We start from the raw sequence: 21,003 nt of genomic DNA, 5'->3' as shown, positions 1-21,003 counted from the left end.
ACGAGGTCCGGGAGCACCAGGAAAGTGGTACCACCCGTGAGCAAGGACGCCGTGGATTCGGCACAGGCCGTAGCCCCTGCGCAGGCGGCCGCAACGCCCGCGGACGCGGGCGACGCCGGTTACAGCAAGGACCTCAAGGCCCGCCACATCAACATGATCGCCATCGGCGGCGCCATCGGCACCGGCCTCCTCCTGGGAGCCGGCGGCCGACTGCACAACGCGGGCCCCGCGCTCGCCCTGGCCTATCTGGTCTGCGGCGTCTTCGCCTTCTTCGTCGTGCGCGCCCTGGGCGAGCTGGTCCTGTACCGCCCGTCCTCCGGTTCCTTCGTGTCGTACGCGCGCGAGTTCCTCGGCGAGAAGGGTGCCTACGTCGCCGGCTGGATGTACTTCCTGAACTGGTCGACCACCGGCATCGCCGACATCACCGCGATCGCGCTCTACACGCACTACTGGAGCTTCTTCACCTCCATCCCGCAGTGGGTGCTGGCCCTGATCGCCCTCGCGGTGGTTCTCTCCGTGAACCTGATCTCGGTGAAGATCTTCGGCGAGATGGAGTTCTGGTTCGCGATCATCAAGGTCGCCACCATCGTCGGCTTCATGCTGATCAGCATTTTCCTGCTCGCCACCCACCACAAGGTCGGCGGCCACACACCCGGCCTGAACGTGATCACCGACCACGGCGGCGTCTTCCCGCACGGCCTGATGCCGGTCGTCCTGGTCATGCAGGGCGTGATCTTCGCGTACGCCGCCCTGGAGCTGGTCGGTGTCGCCGCCGGCGAGACCGCCGAGCCGGAGAAGGTCGTCCCGCGCGCGGTGAACTCGATCATGTGGCGTGTGGGCCTGTTCTACGTCGGCTCGGTCGTGCTGCTCGCCCTGCTGCTGCCCGGCTCGGTGTACTCCGCCGACGAGAGCCCGTTCGTGACCGTCCTGTCCAAGATCGGCGTCCCGGCGGCCGGTGACGTGATGAACCTCGTCGTGCTGACCGCCGCCATGTCCTCGCTGAACTCCGGCCTGTACTCCACCGGCCGCATCCTGCGCTCGATGGCCATGGCGGGCTCCGCCCCGAAGTTCACCGCCCGGATGAGCCGCACCCAGGTGCCCTACGGCGGCATCCTGCTGACCTGTGCGGTCTGCGTGCTCGGCGTCGGCCTGAACTACCTGATGCCCAGCCAGGCCTTCGAGATCGTGCTGAACGTCGCCTCCCTCGGCATCATCAGCACCTGGGTGATCATCATGATCTGCCACATGATCTTCGTCCGCCGCGCCCGCGCGGGCCTGGTGACCCGGCCGCACTTCCGCCTGAAGGGCAGCCCGGTCACGGAGATCGTCACGATCGCCTTCCTGCTGGTCTGCCTCGGCATGATGTGGAACGACCCCGATGTCGGCCGCAAGACGATCCTGCTGATCCCGGTGATCGCGGTCATGCTGGTGGGCGGCTGGTTCGCCTTGCGCCGCCGGGCGTCCGCGAACACCGACAAGGACCTGTCGCAGCTGACGAAGTAGCAGCTCAGAGCCACTGTCAGTGGCATCGCCTACGGTGGCGTCATGTCGGAGATCAGGTATGTCCGGGGTGACGCCACCGTTCCGTCGGTCAAGGGCGCCAAGGTGATCGCCCATGTCTGCAACGACATCGGGGGCTGGGGCAAGGGCTTCGTGCTCGCGCTCTCGCGCCGCTGGCCGGAGCCGGAGCGGGCGTACCGCGCCTGGCACCGCGACCGCGCGAAGAACGACTTCGGGCTGGGCGCGGTCCAGCTGGTCCGGGTCGGGCCGCAGCTGTGGGTGGCCAACATGATCGGCCAGCGCGGAGTGAAACCGGGCGGCAAGGGCGTCCCCGTCCGCTACGAGGCGATCGACACCGCCCTCGCCCGCCTCGCCGACGAAGTGATCGAACTCGGCGCGTCGGTGCACATGCCCCGCATAGGCTGCGGCCTGGCGGGCGGCACGTGGTCCCGCACGGAGCCGCTCATCGCCGAGCGGCTGGTGAAGCGAGGGATCACGGTGACGGTGTACGACCACGGGGAGGGCGGCGGATGAGCGCACAGACCGCGACGGACGTTCTGGTGCTGGGCGGGTCCGGCGTGGACACGATCATCCACGTCCCCGAACTGCCCCTCCCGTACGCCGACAGCTACATGATCGACACCGGGATCCGCACCCGGGCCGGGCAGACCGGTGACTTCGTCGCGCTGGGTCTCTCCGCGCTCGGCCTGCGCACCCACCACCTGGACCTGGTCGGCGACGACCCCGAGGGCGACCTGGTGCGCGTCCTGCACCGCGAGCACGGCATCGCACTGACCGCACTGCCGCAGCCCGCCGGCACCAGGAGGGCGGTCAACCTCGTCGGCCCGGACGGCCGCCGCCTGTCCCTGTACGACACCAGCCGCGCCCGCCCCGGCGACCGTTTCCCGTCGGAGACGCTGCGCATGCTGGCCGGGGCGAGCCGGCATGTCCATGTGACGATCACCCAGCCCTGCACCGAGGCCCTGCCGCTGCTCGCCGCGACGGGCGTACCCCTGTCGACGGACCTGCACGACTGGGACGGCGACAACCCCTACCACGAGCCGTTCGCGTACGCGGCGGACGTCGTCTTCCTGTCGGCCGCCGCGCTGACCGACCCCGAGCGGACCCTGCGGCGCATCGCCGAGCGGGGCCGGGCCCGGACCGTCGTCGCCACCGCCGGAGCCGAGGGCGCGTATCTGCTGGCCGACGGCGAGCTGACCCGCGTGCCCGCGGCGTCGCCGCCCGCGCCGGTGGTGGACTCAAACGGCGCGGGCGACGCCTTCGCCGCCGCGTTCCTCTACGGCCGCCTCAGCGGCGAGCCGCCCGAGACCTGCGCCCGCTACGGCGCGGTCGCGGGCGCGTACGCGTGCACGGTCCCGGCCTCCCGAGCGGAGTCGATAGGCCGGGACGAGCTGCTCGAGCGGGCGACCGAACCGAGACCTTAGCCCGCCCCGGCGCAGCGGCCGGGGCCCAGTGTCCCCGAGCCGCCCTCGCGTGTCGCCGCTCTGTAGCCGTGCTTTCGCGTGGCCGATCCGAGGCCGGAGCCCGCCGTGTGCGTCCGTCCCGGGGTCAGCGCCTGGAGGGCGTAGGCGCCCCGGTCGTGGACCGCGTCGCCTCCTGTCCGTCGTGCGCTGCCTCGATCTTCTTCCACGACTTGGGCTGGGCCACCGCCGTGCCCGCCTTCGCCAGGGACGCCGCGTGGCCCGCGAACGCGGCCGGCTTCGACGGCTGGAACAGCCAGGTGTCGAACAGCGCGGCGAGGGGCTTGCCGGACACCTGCTCGGCGTACCGCTGGAAGTCGGCCACCGAGGCGTTGCCGTACGCGTGATCCTTCGGCCAGCCCTTCAGAATGGCGAAGAACGCGTCGTCACCGACCTCGTTGCGCAGCGCCTGGAGGGCCAGGGCGCCCCGGTCGTAGACCGCGGCGTCGAACTGCTTGTCCGGGCCCGGGTCACCGGGCTTGACCGTCCAGAACGGGTCGTCGGCCGGGTGCGAGGCGTACACGTAGTCGGCCAGCTGCTGGGTGGTGCCCTCACCCTCGTGCTCGGACCACAGCCACTGCGCGTACGACGCGAAGCCCTCGTTGAGCCAGATGTCCTTCCAGCCCTTCACCGACACATCGTCGCCGTACCACTGGTGGGCCAGCTCGTGCACGACCACCGAGGCGTTGGAGCCCTTCGCGAACTGCTTCGGGCTGTAGTAGACACGGGTCTGGGTCTCCAGCGCGTACCCGGTCGTGGTGTTCGGCACATACCCGCCGGCCGAGCTGAACGGATACGGCCCGAAGTAGCCGCTCAGCCAGTCGACGATCTCGCCGGTGCGCTCCACGCTCGCCCGCGCGGCCCCGTCGTTGTCCCCGAGGTCCTTGCTGTAGGCGTTGACGACCGGCACCCCGCCGTCCGAGGTGCTGGTCGTGATGTCGAACTTGCCGACGGCGAGCGTGGCCAGATAGGTCGCCTGCGGCTTGTTCTGCCGCCAGCTGTAGCGGGTCCAGCCCAGCTTCGAACTGGTTGCCTGCAGCGTGCCGTTGGAGATGGCCTGGGTGTCGTCCGGCACGGCCACCGACACGTCGTAGGTGGCCTTGTCGCTCGGGTGGTCGTTGCTCGGGAACCACCACCAGGCGGCTTCGGGCTCGTCGGCCGCGACCGCGCCGTCGGGCGTGCGGTGCCAGGCGTTGAAGCCGTAGGCGGTCTTCGTCGACGGCACCCCGCTGTAGCGGACGACGACCGTGATCGGGGTGCCCTTGGCCAGCGGTGTCTTCGGCGTGATCACCAGCTCGTGCTGCCCGGAGCTCGTGAAGGCAGCCTTGGCGCCGTTGACCCGCACCTCGCTGACGTCCAGCAGGAAGTCCAGGTCGAAGCTGGACAGGTCCTGTGTGGTCTTCGCCAGGATCGTCGCCGTGCCCTGCAGCTCGTCCGTCTTCGGCTGGTACTGCAGCCTCAGGTCGTAGTGCGAGACGTCGTAGCCGCCGTTGCCGTAGTCGGGGTAGTAGGGGTCGCCGATGCCCGGCGCGCCGGGGGAGTAGCTCGCGGCCGATGCCGGGATCGCCAGCAGGAGAGAGGCCGCCGCGAGCGCGCCCGGCGCGATGATTCTGCGGTGCACGTAAGCTCCAAGTCGTCTGGACTGCGGGTCCGTTCGGAGAACTCTGTACGGAGCCTATTCAGTCCCTGTGGCCCCTGACCTGTCCATGGCCCCTGCTGTCACACGATCGCCATTCAGCCGTCATGAGCACGCGCGCCGCCGTAAAGTGCTCTTCTGTAAAGGAGTTCACCGGAGTACCGTCCGCGCATGCCGATTCGTTCTCTCATCCGCAGGCGCTTCACGATCTGGAGATCGCTCGCCACAGCGGTCGTCGCCATCCTGACGGCCGCCTTCCTCACCCCGGTCGCCGCGCAGGCCGCCACCCATCACAGCCGGACGGTCCGCGAGAGCCGGCCCGTCTACTCCTACGCCCACGCCATCCGCGAGTCCGTATGGGTCGACACCGGCCTGGACGCGGACGGCGACGGCCGGCCGGACCGTGTGGCCGCCGACATCGTCCGGCCCGCCGAGCCCGCCCACCAGGGGCGCAAGGTGCCCGTCATCATGGACGCGAGCCCTTACTACTCCTGCTGCGGACGCGGCAACGAGAGCCAGGTCAAGACGTACGACCCGCAGGGCCATGTCGTCCAGATGCCGCTGTTCTACGACAATTACTTCGTGCCGCGCGGCTACGCCTTCGTCGGCGTCGACCTCGCCGGCACCAGCCGCTCCGACGGCTGTGTCGACGTCGGCGGCCGCTCCGACATCCAGTCCGCGAAGGCCGTCATCGACTGGCTGAACGGCCGCGCCACGGCGTACACGAGCCGCACCGGGACACAGACCGTCAAAGCCGGCTGGACCAACGGCAGAACGGGCATGATCGGCAAGAGCTGGGACGCCACGATCGCCAACGGCGTCGCCACCACCGGTGTCCAGGGCCTGAGGACCATCGTCCCGATCAGCGGCATCTCCTCCTGGTACGACTACTACTTCGCACAGGGTGCCCCGCTGTACGACAGCAGCCCCGCCGGCCTCGCCGGCTACGTCCAGAGCGACGCGGCGAAGGCCCACTGCGCGGCCGTGGAGAAAAGGCTCACCGACGGCAGCCCGCGCAGCGGCGACTGGACCCCGCTGTGGACCGAACGGGACTACGTCAAGGACGCGGCGAAGGTGCGCGCCAGCGTGTTCCTGGTGCACGGCATGCAGGACCTCAACGTCCGCACCAAGCACTTCGGCCAGTGGTGGGACGCCCTCGCCGCGCATGGCGTGCACCGGAAGATCTGGCTGTCCCAGACCGGGCACGTCGACCCCTTCGACTACCGGCGCGGCGCCTGGGTCGACACCCTGCACCGCTGGTTCGACCACGAACTCCTCGGCTACGACAACGGCATCGACCGTGCGCCGATGGCCGACATCGAACGCCACCCCGAGCAGTGGGTGACCTCCCCTGTCTGGCCGCCGCAGGACACCCGCACCACGGTCCTGCACCCGGCCGCCGGCACCGGCGCCGGCGTCGGCACGCTCGGCCTGCGCCCCGCGACCGGCACCGAGACCTTCACCGACGACCCGAAGCTGAGCGAGACCGACTGGGCAGCGCACCTGACCACGTCCACGTCCGAGAAGTCCGGCTTCCTCACCGCGCCGCTCACCCGCGACCTGCGGCTGTCCGGCTCGTCCACGGTGACGGTGACCGCTACACCGACCACCACCTCGGCCCACCTCTCCGCCGTTCTGGTCGACCTCGGCCCGGACACCATCCGGGACTACGCCGACAGCCACGAAGGCATCACCACGCTCACCGACCGCACCTGCTGGGGCGAGAGCACGGCCGGGGACAGCGCCTGCTTCAAGGAGACCGAGGCCAAGACGACCAAGGTCGACTACACCGTGTTCAGCCGCGGCTGGGCCGACCTCGGCCACTACGCCTCCCTCGCCAAGGGCGTCCCGCTCACCCCGGGCAAGGCGTACACCATCACCCTCCGCCTCGCGGCCACCGACCACGTCGTACCCAAGGGCCACCGCCTGGCCCTGATCATCGCGGGCACCGACAACGGCCTCATCGACCCGCCGTCCACCAAGCCGACCCTCACGGTCGCCCTGTCCGGTACGACGGCCCGACTCCCGCTGGTCGGCGGCGCCCCGGCGTTCGCCCGCGCCACCAGCGGCGGCACGGCTGCGGCCCCCGCCCCGACGACCCTGACCGGCGTCCGCCCCCCACGCACCACCCAGCACATCCCGGCCGGCTGACACCCAAGGCGGCCGGGAACCAGCCACAGTCCCCGGCCGCCTGCCCCGCCGACGGCTCGGGCGCCGACGGCTCGGCCGCCGGGGGCGACGCCATGAGATCCGCCGAGTGAACTACCGGATGGCCGCCGGGTGGTGGTGGCGTGTACGGGCCGGTGGCCGATGGCGCATACGGGCTGGCGGGAGGTAGCGCATATTCCGGGTTCGGTCGGGCGGGTTCTGCGAGGGCGGGATCATCCTGGGGCCAGGAGACCGCCACGCCACCCCGGACCGTCTCCTCAGCCATCAGCACCACCATGCCCCCTCACCCCGCCGCAACCGCCAATTCCGCCGCCTCCCGGGCGCAGCCCCAGGCCACGGTGATGCCGGCGCCGCCGTGGCCGTAGTTGTGTACCAGGGCGCGGCCGTCGGGGAGGGGCCGGCGTTCCAGTCGTACCGCGGGCCGGGCCGGGCGCAGTCCCACGCGGTGGGACAGTACCCGCGCGTCGGCCAGCTCCGGGCGGACCGCCGCGCACCGGGCGACGATCGCCGCGGCGGTGGCCGGGTCCGGCTCCAGGGACCAGTCGTCGTCCTCCGCCGTACCGCCGAGCAGCAGGCCGCCCGGCTGCGGAATGAAGTACGTGGAGGCGCCGGAGGTGTCGTCTGCGGATGTGTACCAGGTCGTGATACCCGGGTTCGCCACGACCACCAGCTGCCCGCGTACCGGACGCACCGCAGGGTCCGGCACCAGTGAACGCGCGCCCAGGCCCGTGCAGTTGACCACGACCGGCGCCGGCACGGCGGCGAGGTCGGTCACCTCACGGGTCTCCACCACGGCGCCCGCCTTGCCGAGCCGCTCCCGCAGCCACGCCAGATGCACCGGCATGTCGATCACCGGCAACCGCGCCGCCAGCCCGCCGGGCACCGCCCGCAGCCCCGCCACGCGGCCCGCCCACGCGCCCAGATCGTCCAGCCGTATCCCCTGGTGTACGCCGTCGACCAGGCGTACGCCCGTCTCCTCCGGCCGGTCCGCCAACTCCTCGTACACGGCGAGGGACGCCACCGCCCACGCGCCGACCAGCGGCTCGGGTTCGATGCGATACGGCCACCACAGGCCGCCGGCGACCGCCGAGGTCGTACGCTCGGCGGGCTCCCGCGCCCAGACCCGTACCCGCCGCCCGGCCTCGGCCAGCACCACGGCCGTCGTCAGCCCGGCGACCCCGCTCCCGACCACGATCACTTCGGCACTCGGCTCGCTGTCCACGCCAGGACGATAGGCCCTGTCCGGCCGACTCGGTCCCGCCGTGCTCACATCCATGTCTGTGTGGGGATACTCACAGCATGTCTGCCGCATACGCGACCTTCGGCCTGGCTCCGGCGATCCGCGCCGGCGGTGTGCTCGCCGACGGCGGCTACCAGGTCCACCGCGACTTCGTGGACTTCGTCGTGGACGGCCGTCCGCTGCTCTTCCGGCTGTCCGACCTGGACGCCGTCTCCCCGCTCGCCTCGGACATCCCGCCCGCCATCTTCACGGAACAGGTGCGCGCGCTGCTGCTGGAGGCCGAACCACCGCTCCCGGACGGCCGGTTCGTGATCTACGGCTGCCCCGAGTGCGCGGACCTGGGCTGCGGGGCGGTCACCGCCGTCATCGAGCGCGACGGCGAGGACTACATATGGCGGGATTTCGCCTGGCAGACGGACGAACACGCCGACCTGGAACTCAACGGCTACCAGGGCGTGGGGCCGTTCCGCTTCCACGGTGCCGAGTACCGCGCCGCCCTGACCTCGCTGAGCGAAGGCCCGCCTCGGCGCCGGGTGCTGCTGATCGGCGCCCGGGTCGCGGTGCTGGCCAGGCTGGCCGCCGCGCTGCGCACCATCGGCATCGGCGCCGACATCACCCAGGACGCCCGTGCCGTCTCCGCCGAGGAGCTGCGCGGCTACGGCGCGGTCGCCTTCGGCCGCGCGGTCGGCGAGGCCGAACGGGCCGCGGTGCTGGAGGCCTTCGAGCGGGCCGGGGCCGAGGTCGCCCGCGTGGACGGCCTGGCCCCGATCGTGCCGCTGCTCGTCGCCCAGATCGAGCACGCCCTGGACCGCGGCCCGCTCCCGCAGCGCCGGCTCACCGGGCTGGCCGCCACCGACGGTGCCGCGGATGTCGAGGTGACCTCGGCGTGCCGGGTGCGGATCACCGCCTACCGGCTGGACCGGATCTACCGCACCCGCACCCGCGAGGTCTTCGACGGCGTCCTGGAGCCCGGCCGGCACCGCGTGCCCCTGGACCCGCGGGCGGTCAGAGGGCAGGCGTACCTTGTCGCCCGTACGACGGGAGAGGTGCTCGCGACACCGGTCACCGGCGGGAAGCGCGGCTGAGGCGCGGCCGGGGCGCGGCTGAGCCGCGGGCGCCGGGCCCGTTAGGATCGGCGTCCTGATGACTGCCACCCTCGTCGCCAAGAATCTCGCCGCCGGGCACGGCGACCGCTCCCTCTTCTCCGGGCTGGACCTCGTCGTGGCGCCCGGCGACGTGATCGGTCTCGTCGGTGCCAACGGCGCGGGCAAGTCCACCCTGCTGCGGCTGCTCGCCGGACTCGTCCGGCCCGAACAGGGCGAGCTGCGGCTGTCCCCGCCGACCGCGGCCGTCGGCCATCTGCCGCAGGAGCCGGAGCGCAGGCCGGGGGAGACCGTCCGGGAGTTCCTGGCCCGTCGTACGGGGGTCGCCGAGGCGCAGCGCGTCATGGACGAGGCCACTCAGGCGCTGGTGGACGGCGCGCCCGGCGCCGACGACGCCTACGCGACCGCCCTGGAGCGCTGGCTCGGCCTCGGCGGCGCCGACCTGGAGGAGCGCGCGGCGGACGTCGCCGACTCCCTCCGCCTCGCCGTCGACCTGGACCAGCCGATGACCTCGCTCTCCGGCGGCCAGGCGGCCCGGGCCGGCCTCGCCTCCCTCCTGCTGTCCCGCTACGACGTCTTCCTGCTGGACGAGCCCACCAACGACCTCGACCTCGACGGTCTGGAGCGTCTGGAACGCTTCGTCACCGGCCTGCGCGCCGGCACGGTCGTCGTCAGCCACGACCGCGAGTTCCTCACCCGCACGGTCACCAAGGTCCTCGAACTCGACCTGGCCCAGCGGCAGATCAACCTCTACGGCGGCGGATACGCGGCCTACCTGGAGGAACGCGAGGTCGCCCGCCGGCACGCCCGCGAGGACTACGAGGAGTACGCCGACAAGAAGGCCGGCCTCCAGGACCGCGCGCAGATGCAGCGGGCCTGGATGGACAAGGGCGTGAAGAACGCCCGGCGCAAGAGCGGCAACGACAACGACAAGATCGGCCGCAAGTTCCGCAGCGAGGCGAGCGAGAAGCAGGCCGCCAAGGCCCGGCAGACCCAGCGCATGATCGAGCGGCTGGAGGTGGTCGAGGAGCCGCGCAAGGAGTGGGAACTGCGCATGGAGATCGCCGCCGCCCCGCGCTCCGGCGCGGTCGTGGCGACCCTGCGGGACGCCGAGGTGCGGCGCGGCGACTTCACCTTCGGCCCGGTGTCCCTGCAGATCGACTGGGCGGACCGGGTCGCGGTCACCGGGGCGAACGGCGCCGGCAAGTCGACCCTGCTCGGCGCGCTGCTGGGCCGTGTCCCGCTCGACTCCGGACACGCCGCCATCGGCTCGGGGGTCCTCGTCGGCGAGGTCGACCAGGCCCGCAAGCTGTTCCACGGCACCGAGACGCTGCTGGACGCGTTCTGCGCGGCCGTCCCCGACACCGAGCCGGTCGACGTGCGCACCCTGCTCGCCAAGTTCGGCCTGAAGTCCGACCACGCGCTGCGCCCGGCCACGACGCTCTCCCCGGGCGAACGCACCCGCGCCGCCCTGGCCCTCCTCCAGGGCCGAGGCGTCAACCTCCTGGTCCTGGACGAGCCGACGAACCACCTCGACCTGCCCGCCATCGAGCAGCTCGAACAGGCCCTGGACAGCTACGAGGGCACGCTGCTGCTGGTCACCCACGACCGCCGCATGCTGGACGCGGTCCGGGTGGCCCGCCGCCTGGAGGTGGCGGCCGGGAAGGTGACGGAGCGTTAGCGCTCCGCTGGAAGGGCCGCGACGGGCCGCAGTGCCGTAGTCGTAGTGCCGTAGTTCCGGGACGCACGAAGGCGCCCTCCGGGGCGGAGGGTGCCTTTCAGCCGACCGAGACGGGTGGCGTGTGGGGAAATGCCGTCCCCGGGGCGGAGGCCCCGGGGACGCGGCCGAAGCCCCGCAGGGTCAGCGCTTCTTCGGGTCGAGCAGGCCCGCGCGGCGCAGCGCGTCGGCCATCGCGCTGTTAGCGGGCGGCTGGGCCTGCCGTCCGCCCCGGTCGCCGCCGCCCCGGCCCTCGCGCCGGCCCTGGCCCTGGCCGCCCTGCCGCTGCTGGGGCGGCCGGGTGCCGCCGCCGCGCTGCTGCCGGCCGCCGCCCTGGCCGCCCTGCGGGGCCGCCTCGTCGTCCAGGCGCAGGGTCAGCGCGATCCGCTTGCGCGGGATGTCCACGTCCAGGACCTTCACCTTGACGATGTCACCGGGCTTGGCGACATCGCGCGGGTCCTTGACGAACGTCCTGGACATCGCCGACACATGCACCAGGCCGTCCTGGTGGACGCCGATGTCCACGAACGCGCCGAAGGCGGCCACGTTCGTCACGACGCCCTCCAGGATCATCCCGGCGGACAGGTCGGAGATCTTCTCCACGCCCTCCTTGAAGGTGGCCGTCTTGAAGGCGGGTCGCGGGTCGCGCCCCGGCTTCTCCAGCTCCTTGAGGATGTCCGTCACCGTCGGCAGGCCGAAGGTGTCGTCCACGAAGTCGGCGGGCTTCAGCGAGCGCAGCACACCCGTGTTGCCGATGAGGGAGGCCACCTCCTGGCCGGCGGTCTTCACCATGCGGCGGACCACCGGATAGGCCTCGGGGTGCACGCTGGAGGCGTCCAGCGGGTCGCCGCCGCGGATGCGCAGGAAGCCCGCGCACTGCTCGAACGCCTTCGGGCCGAGCCGTGCCACCTTCTTCAGCTCCGAACGGGACATGAAGGGGCCGTTCGCGTCGCGGTGCGTCACGATGTTCTCGGCGAGGCCCGAGGAGATGCCCGACACCCGCGCGAGCAGCGGCACGGACGCGGTGTTGACGTCCACGCCGACGCCGTTCACACAGTCCTCGACCACCGCGTCCAGCGAGCGGGACAGCTTCACCTCGGACAGGTCGTGCTGGTACTGGCCGACGCCGATGGACTTCGGGTCGATCTTCACCAGCTCGGCCAGCGGGTCCTGCAGCCGCCGCGCGATGGACACCGCGCCGCGCAGCGACACGTCCATGTCGGGCAGCTCCTGCGAGGCGTACTGCGACGCCGAGTACACCGACGCGCCCGCCTCGGACACCATCACCTTGGTGAGCTTCAACTCCGGGTGCTTGGTGATGAGTTCACCGGCGAGCTTGTCGGTCTCGCGGGAGGCCGTGCCGTTGCCGATCGCGACCAGCTCGACCGTGTGCTCCCGGGCGAGCCGGGCCAGCTTGGCGATCGCCTCGTCCCACTTGTTGGCCGGGACGTGCGGGTAGATGACGTCCGTGGCGACGACCTTGCCGGTCGCGTCGACCACGGCGACCTTCACGCCCGTACGGAAACCGGGGTCCAGGCCCAGCGTCGCGCGGGTGCCCGCCGGGGCGGCCAGCAGCAGGTCGCGCAGGTTGGCGGCGAAGACGTTGACCGCCTCGTCCTCCGCGGCCGTACGCAGCCGCAGCCGCAGGTCGATGCCGAGGTGCACGAGGATGCGGGTGCGCCAGGCCCAGCGGACCGTGTCCTTCAGCCACTTGTCGGCGGGACGCCCCCGGTCGGCGACCCCGAACCGGTGCGCCACGGTGCCCTCGTACGACGACGGGCCCTCCGTGGCTTCCTCCGGCTCCAGGACGAGGTCGAGGACCTCCTCCTTCTCGCCGCGCAGCATCGCCAGGATCCGGTGCGAGGGCAGCTCGGTGAACGGCTCGGCGAAGTCGAAGTAGTCGGCGAACTTGGCGCCGGCCTCCTCCTTGCCGTCGCGCACCTTCGCGGCCAGCCGCCCGCGCACCCACATGCGCTCGCGCAGCTCGCCGATCAGGTCGGCGTCCTCCGAGAACCGCTCGGTGAGGATCGCCCGCGCGCCGTCCAGGGCGGCTTGCGGATCGGCGACGCCCTTGCCGGCGTCCACGAACGCGGCGGCGGCCGCCAGCGGCTCCACCGTGGGATCGCCCAGCAGGCCCTCGGCCAGCGGCTCCAGACCGGCCTCGCGCGCGATCTGCGCCTTGGTGCGCCGCTTGGGCTTGTACGGGAGGTAGATGTCCTCCAGCCGCGCCTTGGTCTCGGCGCCGCGGATCCGCGCCTCCAGCTCCTCGGTGAGCTTGCCCTGCTCGCGCACCGACTCCAGGATCGCGGTCCGCCGCTCCTCCAGCTCCCGCAGATAGCGCAGCCGCTCCTCGACCGTGCGCAGCTGCGCGTCGTCGAGCATCTCGGTCGCTTCCTTGCGGTAGCGGGCGATGAAGGGCACCGTCGAACCGCCGTCGAGCAGTTCCACCGCGGCCTTCACCTGCCGCTCCCGTACGCCGAGTTCCTCGGCGATCCTGCCTTCGATGGATCCTGCTCCGATGGATCCGGGTGTCGTCACGATCCCGTACCGCCTTCTCCACTGAGGTTGCGCGGCAATTGTGGCAGGTGACACCGACAACCGGGGATCAGGGCGGCGCTCCGGCGGGGCGCCGGGCCCAGGGGCCGCACGCGGGGCCCGGCCCCCAAGCCCGGCGCATGGCAGAAAAGGTGGGAAACGTGTCGTTGCGGCCACGCTTCGGGTGGCGAAGAATCGAGGGCATGGCGCAGCGAACCCTCCTCTTCGTCCTCTTCGACGGCGTCCAGAGCCTCGACGTCACCGGTCCGCTGGAGGTGTTCTCCGGCGCCGAGAAGCACACGCCGGGCACATACCGGGTCCGTACGGCCTCCCTGGACGGCGGCCCGGTGCGCACCTCCAGCGGCCTGACCCTCGTACCGGACGAGGCGCTCACCGCGGACCAGGATCCGCACACCCTGCTCGTTCCCGGCGGCGAGGGCACGCGCGCGCCCGACCCCAGGCTGATCGCCTGGCTGCGCGCCCACGGGCCGCGCGCGCCCCGGCTGGTCTCGGTGTGCACGGGCGCCATCCTGGTCGCCGCCGCGGGCCTCCTCGACGGCCGCCGGGCCACCACGCACTGGGCCTACTGCGACAAGCTCGCCCGCGACCATCCGGCCGTCGCCGTGGACCCGGAGCCCATCTACGTCCGGGACGGGCACGTCGCCACCTCGGCCGGGGTGACCTCCGGCATCGACCTGGCCCTCGCCCTGGTCGAGGAGGACCTGGACCGGGACGTCGCCCTCGCCGTCGCCCGGCACCTGGTGGTCTTCCTGCGCCGGCCCGGCAACCAGGCGCAGTTCAGCGCCCAGCTCGCCGCCCAGACCGCGCAGCGCGCACCGCTGCGGGAGGTGCAGCGATGGGTCACCGAGCACCCGGCCGGCGACCTCACGGTCGAGTCGCTCGCCGCGCGGGCCCGTCTGTCGCCCCGCCACTTCGCGCGCGCCTTCCGGGAGGAGACCGGCACGACACCCGGCCGCTACGTGGACCGGGTCCGCCTGGAACACGCCCGCCGGCTGCTGGAGGACACCACCGACGGCATCGAGGAGGTCGCCCGCGCCAGCGGCTACGGCACCCCCGAGGCGATGCGGCGCGCGTTCGTCAAGGCGCTCGGCGCGGCACCGGCCGAGTACCGGCGCCGCTTCCGGCCCGCCGTCACCCACTGACGTGCTGTTGCCCGGCACACCCACCGAAGGGACAAACCCATGCAGATCGCCATGGTCGTCTACGACCGCTTCACCGCCTTGGACGTCGTCGGACCCTACGAGATCCTCAGCCGGCTCCCGGACGCGGATCTCACCTTCATCGCCGAGCGGCCCGGCCCCGTCCGCACCGAGACCGGCTTCCTCGCCGTCACCGCCGACAAGGCCCTCGACGAGGTGCCCAGCCCCGACCTCCTGGTGGTCTCGGGCGGCCCCGGCACCATGGCCCAGCTGGAGAACCCGTCCCTGCTGGACTGGCTGCGCGTGGCCGACGCGACGAGCACCTGGACGACGTCGGTCTGCTCGGGCTCGCTGCTGCTCGCCGCCGCGGGGCTGCTGCGCGACCGCCGGGCGACCAGCCACTGGACCGCACTGGACCTGCTGAAGAAGCTCGGCGCGGAACCGACGAGCGAACGGGTCGTGACCGACGGCAAGTACGTCACCGCCGCCGGCGTCTCCTCCGGTATCGACATGGCGCTCACCCTGACCGGCCGGATCGCGGGTGACGAACACGCCCAGGCCGTCCAGCTGTTGACCGAGTACGACCCCCAGCCGCCCTACGACGCCGGTTCCCCGCAGAAGGCGCCCGCGCACCTCGTCGAGGAACTGCGTTCGGGCAGCCGGTTCAGTCTGACGTAGACACGCTCCAGCTGAAGCGCGGCAGCCGGCGCTCCAGGAACGCGGCGACCCCCTCCGCGGTGTCGGGGTTGCCGCGCGCCCGCTCGGCCCAGTGGGCGTCCCGGTCGGTCCGGCCGTCCGTGAACTCCTTGGCGGCGGCCTGGGTGAGCTGCGAGCGGGAGACCAGGACCCTGGTCAACTCCGCGACCCGCTTGTCCAGTTCGCCCTCCGGCAGCACCTCGTCCACCAGCCCGGCCCCGAGCGCCCGCCCGGTGTCGATCAACTCGGCGGTGAACAACAGGTACTTGGCGGTGGCCGGGCCCACCAGCGACACCAGGCGGCGGGTCGAGGAGGCCGGATAGACGATCCCGAGCCGTGCCGGTGTCACCCCGAACAGCGTGCCCTCCTCCGCCAGCCGCAGATCGCAGGCCGCCGCGAGCTGTGCCCCGCCGCCGACACAGTGCCCGCGCACGGCGGCCAGGGTCGGCTTGGGAAACGCGGCGAGCGCCTCCTCGGCGGCCACCGCGAGCGTCTGGGCCTCCTCGGGGGAGCCCTGCAGCGTGCTGATGTCCGCCCCCGCGCAGAAGGTCCCGCCCTCCCCGGTCAGCACCAGCACCCGCACCCCCGGGTCCCGCGCGAACCCCTCCAGCAGCGGCGGCAGCGCACGCCACATCGCGGCGGTCATCGCGTTGCGCTTGGCCGGGTTGCGGATGACGACGGTGGCGACGGCATCTTCGATGCGATGCGACAGCTGGGGCTCCATGCGCGGATCGTATCGGGGGGGAATCCTCCCCGCCCCCGGCCGGGGAGCGCAGCGAGTTACGGAATCCGACTCAGCGGGGACAAAAAGGAAAGGGAGGCTGAAAACGGCAGCTGTCGAGGAGGCCGCGATGCCCGGAGTCGGCAAGCGCAAGGACAGCAGGCGCAAGGACAAGGCGACGACACTGCGCCGGGACTTCGGCTGGCTCGCCGCGCTCGGCGTGATCCTCGTGCTCGCCGGGATCGTCGGGCTCTTCTACACCGCGGTCGCCACGCTCACCTCGATGCTGCTGTTCGGCTGGCTGCTGCTGATCGGCGGGATCGTCGGCCTGCTGCACGCGGTCCAGGCCCGCGGCACCAGCTTCTTCTGGCTCGGTGCCGTGGTCGCCGCCCTCAACATCGCGGCCGGCGTCGTCGTCATCCGCCTGCCGCACGCGGCGGCCGCCGCGCTCGCCATGTTCGCCGCGCTGCTGTTCCTCTCCGCGGGCCTCTTCCGGCTGGTCGGCAGCCTGGTCGTGCGCGGACCGCAGTTCGGCTGGACGCTGCTGCTCGGCGCCTTCGACCTGCTGCTCGGGATCCTGGTCCTCGGCTCCTGGCCGAGCAGCAGCCAGTATGTGATCGGCACCTTCTTCTCGCTCGCCCTGCTCTTCGACGGCCTCGGTCTGGTGGCCGCCGGCTACGGCGGGCGCCGTATCGTCGGGCTGGTCTCGGAGCGGGGGCGGCTCGGGCCCATACCACCCGACTAGTTCGCGAACCGGCGTCCGGGCGACAGGAACAGTCCCACACGTGACCGTGTCATACGCACTCGGTCAGAAACCGTCCGATACCCGCTGACTTGTGTTCAGGTGCGCGGACCGCAGCGGATCGTTACCAACACTCGACGTGTGGTGACAATCGAGCGCGAGGGTGGCGACCGGACGATGGACAACCACGGGCGCGGGGACGGCCCGCGCCCAGCGGGGGGCGCCGAGCGGCCGCCCGATCCGCTTCCGTACGAAGGCGTCTGGCGGTTCACCGCCGCCGCGGTGGACGCCTCGGTCCCGCAGGCCCGGCATGCCGTCCGGGACCTGCTGCTGCGCCAGGGCGTGCCGGTCTCCGACGAGCTGGAGTACGGCCTGCTGCTGATCGTCTCCGAGCTGGTCACCAACGCGGTCCGGCACGCGGCGCTGCTGTCGCCGACGCTGGCCGTGGAGGTCGCCGTCGGAGCCGAGTGGGTGCGGGTGTCCGTCGAGGACAACCACCCCTACCGCCCGACCGCCCTGGAGGCCGACCACGGCCAGACCGGCGGCCGGGGTCTGCTCCTGGTCCGCGAGGTGGCACGGGAGGCGGGCGGCACGGTCGACGTGGAGCACACGGCGAGCGGCGGCAAGGTGATCTGGGCCGCCCTGCCGCTCAAGCCCGTGGGCCTGCCGTAGCACCGCCGGACCCGGGCACCGCCGTCGGGCCGATCACCAGCCCGCGGACGGGCCGGTCAGCTCCCTGATCGCCGGGCGGGCGGAGTCCAGGACGGTCATGAACCAGGCTGAGAACGGGTCGCGGGCATGCCGCTCCGCCAGCTCGGCGGCGGTCACGAAGGCGGCCTCGGCGACCTCGTCCGGGTCCGGCGCGAGCGGCGCCTGCACCAGGCCGACGAACAGATGGTTGTACTCCTGCTCGACCAGGCCCGAGTCCGGGTCCGGATGGTTGTAGCGGACCCGGCCCGCCTCCGCCAGCAGCGACGGGGACACGCCCAGCTCCTCGAACGTGCGCCGGGCCGCGGCGGCGAACGGCGACTCGCCCGGGTAGGGGTGGCCGCAGCAGGTGTTGGACCAGACACCGGGGGAGTGGTACTTGCCGAGCGCCCGCTGCTGCAGCAGCAGCCGGCCCTGCTCGTCGAAGAGGAACACCGAGAACGCGCGGTGCAGCTGCCCCGGTGGCTGGTGGGCGGCGAGCTTCTCCGCCGTACCGATCGTCACACCCTTCTCGTCGACCAGTTCCAGCAGAATCGCCTCTTCGGTGCCTTTCGACGAGCTCTGCGTCGCGGTGGCAGGTGTGATCGGCATACCCATCCTTCGCCTCGGTCTTCGCACCCCAAGTCTGCCGTACGAATCCGGCACTCCCGGCACTTTCCGTCACGTACACGCGCGGCGGCGTGCCCGGAGTCGGACCCGGTAGATCATCGTTCCCGGCCGCAGGAGTGCAGAACCGCCCCGGGGTGTCGAACACCCGAGCGGGTCGTCAGTGGCACAGCCGGGCCTCGTGCTCCGCGTGTCCGCCCGGCTCCAGCTGGAAGGTGCAGTGCTCCACGTCGAAGTGATCGCCGAGGCAGCCCTGCAGCTCGTGCAGCAGCTTCTCGTGCCCGATCGCGCTGAGCACGTCCGAGCTGACCACCACGTGCGCCGACAGTACCGGCATCCCGGAGGTGATCGTCCAGGCGTGCAGGTCGTGTACGTCCACCACGCCGTCCAGCGCCAGGATGTGTGCCCGTACCTCCGTCATGTCGACGTTCTTCGGGGCCGCCTCCAGCAGCACGTCCAGCGTCTCGCGCAGCAGCTTCAGCGTCCTCGGCACGATCATCAGGCCGATGACGATCGAGGCGACCGGGTCGGCGGCCTGCCAGCCGGTGGTGAGGATCACCGTCGCCGCGATCACCGCCGCGACCGAGCCCAGCGCGTCCGCGGCGACCTCCAGGAAGGCGCCGCGCACGTTCAGGCTCTCCTTCTGCCCGCGCATCAGCAGGGTCAGTGAGATCGAGTTCGCGACCACACCGATCAGACCGAACACGATCATCAGCCCGCCGCGGGTCTGGGCGGGAGTCACGAACCGCTCGACCGCCTCGTACAGCACATAGCCGCCGACCCCGAGCAGCAGCAGGCAGTTGGCCAGGGCGGCGAGGATCTCCGCCCTGGCGTAGCCGAAGGTGCGGTTGGTGCTCGCCGGGCGGTTGGCGAAGTGGATCGCGAGCAGCGCCATGCCGAGGCCCACCGCGTCGGTCGCCATGTGCGCCGCGTCCGCGATCAGCGCGAGCGAGTTGGCGGCCAGACCGCCGACGATCTCCACCACCATGATCGTGAGCGTGATGCCCAGCGCGATCCGCAGCCGCCCCCGGTACGCGGCCGCAGCCGTACCCGTGGCCGGCGCATGGCTGTGCGCATGCCCGTGGTCGTGCCCTGCCCCCATGACCTTCCGCCCTTCCCTGTTCCGTCCGGCAGGGCCCAGTGAACTACGGGTGGGGGGTATGGGGCAACGCGGCACTGAACACCGTTGTCATGTGCCTTGACCTGCGGAAACGTTCCGCAGGTCAGGGTGGGTGCGGATCGTGTGCCCGGCTCACAGGCCGTGGTGCAGTTGCCAGCCCCGCCAGGCCGACTCCACCATCTCGCGCACCCCGCGCCGGGCCCGCCAGCCCAGCTGCTCGGCGGCCCGCTCGGCCGAGGCGACCGCACGCGGCGCGTCCCCCGGCCGGCGCCCCTCCACCACCGGCTCCCGGCGGTCCCCCGTCACCTCGCCGATGACCGTGATCAGCTCGCGCACCGAGACACCCTCGCCGCGTCCGATGTTCAGCGTCAGATCGCCCGACAGGTCCCCGTCGGTCAGCCGGTGCGCCGCCGCGAGGTGGGCCTCGGCGAGGTCGGCCACATGGATGTAGTCCCGGATGCAGGTGCCGTCCGGCGTCGGGTAGTCATCACCGAAGATCCGCGGGGCCTCGTCGCGGATGAGCCGGTCGAAGACCATCGGCACGATGTTGAACACGCCCGTGTCCGCCAGCTCCGGCGCCGCCGCGCCCGCCACGTTGAAATACCGCAGGCACACCGTGGAGATGCCGTGCGCCCGCCCGGCCGCCCGTACCAGCCACTCCCCGGCCAGCTTGGTCTCGCCGTAGGGGTTCACCGGCGCGCACGGGGTGTCCTCGGTGATCAGGTCCACGTCGGGGTTGCCGTACACGGCGGCCGACGAGGAGAACAGCAGCCGCCGGATCCCGGCGCCGGCCACCGCGTCCAGCAGCGTGGCGAGGCCGCCCACGTTCTCCCGGTAGTAACGGGTGGGCTCGGCCACCGACTCGGCGACCTGCTTGCGCGCCGCGAGATGGACGACGCCCGTGACGCCGTACTCCTTGAAGACCCGCTCCAGCAGCTCGCCGTCCAGCGTCGAGCCCGCGACGAGCGGGACGCCGGCCGGGAGCCGCTCGGGCACCGCCGCCGACAGGTCGTCCAGCGCCACGACGCTCTCCCCGGCACCGGCCATGACCCGTGCCACATGCGCCCCGATGTATCCGGCTCCGCCGGTGATCAGCCACGTCATGGTCGTCCACCCTATGCGGACCACGCGCCCCGGCCGGAGGCGGCGATGCGGCTCGTGCCTGTGGGGGGCGGTGCGGTGGGGCCTGGCGGGGGTTTGTGGCTGGTGTTGGTGGGGTCGGTGTGGTCTTGGCCCGGGGCGTGGCTGAGTGCTGGGGATGCGGGCTGGGCGCCGTTCGCGGGGGCGAGTGCTGGGTATTGCGGGTGGGAGGGGTGGACTGTGTGCCTGGGTCGGCGACGGCGATGTGGACTTGCGCCTGTGGCGGGGGCGGTGCGGTGGGGCCTGGCCGGGGTTCGTTGCGGGCCTGCGGGCCTGCGGGTCGGCGGGGGCGGCGGCGACCAGGCTGCCCAGCTCCGGCCGGTGCACCGCGCAGCCGTCGGTGTCGAGGGCGGTGACGACGCGGTCGGCGAGGCTGTCCACGGCGAGCGCGGTGCCGCCGCCGGCCGAGGTCTCGCGGGCGACCGCCCGGGTCAGCTCCTGGCGGGGGTTCGTGGGGTCGGTGTGGCCTCGGCTCGGGGTGTGGCAGAGTGCAGGCCGGGCGCCGGTTCCGCGGGCGAGTGCGGGCATGTCGGCCGGGAGGGGTCGGCCCGCGTGCCGGGAGGCTTGCGGCGGCGGTTGTGGGCTGTCCTGGTTGCCCGGGTCTGCGCCGGCGGTTTGTAGGGCGGGCCCCGGATCCCCGATGATGATCGCGGCAAAGGCCTGGGCAGCGCCCGTGGGCCGGGCCGTGAACGGCCGGTGAACAGGGGCTCGCGCCCATCCGATAGCCTC

General features: G+C 72.2%; 17 protein-coding genes. 10 read left to right on the top strand and 7 right to left on the bottom strand.

Features of this window, described 5'->3' with window-relative positions; translation table 11 throughout:
- Positions 1 to 36 precede the first annotated feature (36 nt).
- Genes AB0L75_RS00250 through AB0L75_RS00240 form a run of 3 tightly spaced genes read left to right on the top strand, consistent with a single transcriptional unit; the run spans position 37 to position 2,945 of the window.
- Entirely contained in the window at positions 37 to 1,503 is a 1,467-nt protein-coding gene (locus AB0L75_RS00250) for an amino acid permease (RefSeq protein ID WP_365173255.1), read from the top strand.
- Positions 1,504 to 1,545: 42 nt separating this feature from the next.
- Positions 1,546 to 2,034 (top strand): macro domain-containing protein, encoded by a 489-nt coding sequence (locus AB0L75_RS00245; RefSeq protein ID WP_365173253.1) that lies wholly within the window; start codon positions 1,546 to 1,548, stop codon positions 2,032 to 2,034.
- On the top strand, positions 2,031 to 2,945 hold the full coding sequence (locus AB0L75_RS00240) for an adenosine kinase (RefSeq protein ID WP_365173250.1): 915 nt from the start codon (positions 2,031 to 2,033) through the stop codon (positions 2,943 to 2,945). The genes AB0L75_RS00245 and AB0L75_RS00240 overlap by 4 nt, the downstream gene beginning before the upstream one ends.
- A gap of 124 nt (positions 2,946 to 3,069) precedes the next feature.
- Here the strand turns inward: AB0L75_RS00240 and AB0L75_RS00235 are convergent, their stop codons facing one another.
- Positions 3,070 to 4,602: a M1 family metallopeptidase gene (locus AB0L75_RS00235; protein WP_365173247.1), complete on the bottom strand. Its 1,533-nt coding sequence runs from the start codon at positions 4,600 to 4,602 to the stop codon at positions 3,070 to 3,072.
- A gap of 186 nt (positions 4,603 to 4,788) precedes the next feature.
- On the opposite strand from AB0L75_RS00235, the gene AB0L75_RS00230 reads away from it, so the two are divergent.
- Positions 4,789 to 6,768, top strand: coding sequence for a Xaa-Pro dipeptidyl-peptidase (locus AB0L75_RS00230; RefSeq protein ID WP_365173245.1), 1,980 nt, complete (start codon positions 4,789 to 4,791; stop codon positions 6,766 to 6,768).
- 301 nt (positions 6,769 to 7,069) lie between these two features.
- Here the strand turns inward: AB0L75_RS00230 and AB0L75_RS00225 are convergent, their stop codons facing one another.
- A complete protein-coding gene (locus tag AB0L75_RS00225; RefSeq protein ID WP_365173242.1) occupies positions 7,070 to 8,008 on the bottom strand; it encodes an FAD-dependent oxidoreductase in 939 nt (312 codons plus the stop codon).
- 77 nt (positions 8,009 to 8,085) lie between these two features.
- Here AB0L75_RS00225 and AB0L75_RS00220 point away from each other — a divergent pair, with 77 nt between their 5' ends.
- The gene (locus AB0L75_RS00220) at positions 8,086 to 9,111 is read left to right on the top strand and encodes an oxidoreductase (RefSeq protein ID WP_365173240.1); all 1,026 of its coding nucleotides are present in this window, start codon (positions 8,086 to 8,088) and stop codon (positions 9,109 to 9,111) included.
- A 58-nt stretch (positions 9,112 to 9,169) separates the two neighbouring features.
- The gene (locus tag AB0L75_RS00215) at positions 9,170 to 10,810 is read left to right on the top strand and encodes an ABC-F family ATP-binding cassette domain-containing protein (protein ID WP_365173238.1); all 1,641 of its coding nucleotides are present in this window, start codon (positions 9,170 to 9,172) and stop codon (positions 10,808 to 10,810) included.
- Between the two features lie 180 nt (positions 10,811 to 10,990).
- On the opposite strand, the gene AB0L75_RS00210 is transcribed toward AB0L75_RS00215, so the two are convergent.
- Entirely contained in the window at positions 10,991 to 13,384 is a 2,394-nt protein-coding gene (locus AB0L75_RS00210) for a Tex family protein (protein ID WP_365173236.1), read from the bottom strand.
- Between the two features lie 200 nt (positions 13,385 to 13,584).
- Between AB0L75_RS00210 and AB0L75_RS00205 the strand changes: the two genes are divergently transcribed.
- Together AB0L75_RS00205 and AB0L75_RS00200 are read left to right on the top strand one after the other, a co-directional pair.
- Entirely contained in the window at positions 13,585 to 14,544 is a 960-nt protein-coding gene (locus AB0L75_RS00205) for a GlxA family transcriptional regulator (RefSeq protein WP_365173233.1), read from the top strand.
- A 39-nt stretch (positions 14,545 to 14,583) separates the two neighbouring features.
- Positions 14,584 to 15,219, top strand: a complete 636-nt coding sequence (locus AB0L75_RS00200) for a DJ-1/PfpI family protein (RefSeq protein ID WP_365173231.1) — start codon at positions 14,584 to 14,586, stop codon at positions 15,217 to 15,219.
- On the opposite strand, the gene AB0L75_RS00195 is transcribed toward AB0L75_RS00200, so the two are convergent.
- A complete protein-coding gene (locus AB0L75_RS00195; protein ID WP_365173229.1) occupies positions 15,206 to 15,961 on the bottom strand; it encodes an enoyl-CoA hydratase/isomerase family protein in 756 nt (251 codons plus the stop codon). The genes AB0L75_RS00200 and AB0L75_RS00195 overlap by 14 nt on opposite strands.
- Before the next feature lie 127 nt (positions 15,962 to 16,088).
- Between AB0L75_RS00195 and AB0L75_RS00190 the strand changes: the two genes are divergently transcribed.
- Together AB0L75_RS00190 and AB0L75_RS00185 are read left to right on the top strand one after the other, a co-directional pair.
- A complete protein-coding gene (locus tag AB0L75_RS00190) occupies positions 16,089 to 16,703 on the top strand; it encodes a DUF308 domain-containing protein (protein ID WP_365173227.1) in 615 nt (204 codons plus the stop codon).
- 174 nt (positions 16,704 to 16,877) lie between these two features.
- Positions 16,878 to 17,372 carry an ATP-binding protein gene (locus AB0L75_RS00185; protein ID WP_365174797.1) on the top strand — a complete coding sequence of 165 codons (495 nt, stop codon included), beginning with the start codon at positions 16,878 to 16,880 and terminating at the stop codon, positions 17,370 to 17,372.
- A 33-nt stretch (positions 17,373 to 17,405) separates the two neighbouring features.
- Here AB0L75_RS00185 and idi read toward each other — a convergent pair whose 3' ends face one another.
- The 3 genes from idi to galE all read right to left on the bottom strand — a co-directional run bounded on the left by idi (position 17,406) and on the right by galE (position 20,238).
- Positions 17,406 to 17,999: an isopentenyl-diphosphate Delta-isomerase gene (gene idi / locus AB0L75_RS00180; protein WP_365173224.1), complete on the bottom strand. Its 594-nt coding sequence runs from the start codon at positions 17,997 to 17,999 to the stop codon at positions 17,406 to 17,408.
- A gap of 175 nt (positions 18,000 to 18,174) precedes the next feature.
- Complete coding sequence (locus AB0L75_RS00175) at positions 18,175 to 19,116, bottom strand: cation diffusion facilitator family transporter (protein WP_365173222.1); 942 nt, start codon at positions 19,114 to 19,116, stop codon at positions 18,175 to 18,177.
- Between the two features lie 150 nt (positions 19,117 to 19,266).
- Entirely contained in the window at positions 19,267 to 20,238 is a 972-nt protein-coding gene (galE, locus tag AB0L75_RS00170) for a UDP-glucose 4-epimerase GalE (protein ID WP_365173220.1), read from the bottom strand.
- Positions 20,239 to 21,003 lie beyond the last annotated feature (765 nt).

Source organism: Streptomyces sp. NPDC052101 (assembly GCF_040680235.1).
Taxonomy (GTDB): Bacteria; Actinomycetota; Actinomycetes; order Streptomycetales; family Streptomycetaceae; genus Streptomyces.
The sequence above is the reverse complement of the archived record's forward strand: the minus strand, read 5'-3'. Positions and strand labels throughout refer to the sequence as shown.

Coding starts and splice junctions, on each gene's coding strand:
- AB0L75_RS00185 (WP_365174797.1), top strand. CDS start 16,878: ATGGACAACCACGGGCGCGGGGACGGCCCGCGCCCAGCGGGGGGCGCC.
- AB0L75_RS00230 (WP_365173245.1), top strand. CDS start 4,789: ATGCCGATTCGTTCTCTCATCCGCAGGCGCTTCACGATCTGGAGATCG.
- idi (WP_365173224.1), bottom strand. CDS start 17,999: ATGCCGATCACACCTGCCACCGCGACGCAGAGCTCGTCGAAAGGCACC.
- AB0L75_RS00200 (WP_365173231.1), top strand. CDS start 14,584: ATGCAGATCGCCATGGTCGTCTACGACCGCTTCACCGCCTTGGACGTC.
- AB0L75_RS00215 (WP_365173238.1), top strand. CDS start 9,170: ATGACTGCCACCCTCGTCGCCAAGAATCTCGCCGCCGGGCACGGCGAC.
- AB0L75_RS00245 (WP_365173253.1), top strand. CDS start 1,546: ATGTCGGAGATCAGGTATGTCCGGGGTGACGCCACCGTTCCGTCGGTC.
- AB0L75_RS00190 (WP_365173227.1), top strand. CDS start 16,089: ATGCCCGGAGTCGGCAAGCGCAAGGACAGCAGGCGCAAGGACAAGGCG.
- galE (WP_365173220.1), bottom strand. CDS start 20,238: ATGACGTGGCTGATCACCGGCGGAGCCGGATACATCGGGGCGCATGTG.
- AB0L75_RS00195 (WP_365173229.1), bottom strand. CDS start 15,961: ATGGAGCCCCAGCTGTCGCATCGCATCGAAGATGCCGTCGCCACCGTC.
- AB0L75_RS00175 (WP_365173222.1), bottom strand. CDS start 19,116: ATGGGGGCAGGGCACGACCACGGGCATGCGCACAGCCATGCGCCGGCC.
- AB0L75_RS00205 (WP_365173233.1), top strand. CDS start 13,585: ATGGCGCAGCGAACCCTCCTCTTCGTCCTCTTCGACGGCGTCCAGAGC.
- AB0L75_RS00220 (WP_365173240.1), top strand. CDS start 8,086: ATGTCTGCCGCATACGCGACCTTCGGCCTGGCTCCGGCGATCCGCGCC.
- AB0L75_RS00240 (WP_365173250.1), top strand. CDS start 2,031: ATGAGCGCACAGACCGCGACGGACGTTCTGGTGCTGGGCGGGTCCGGC.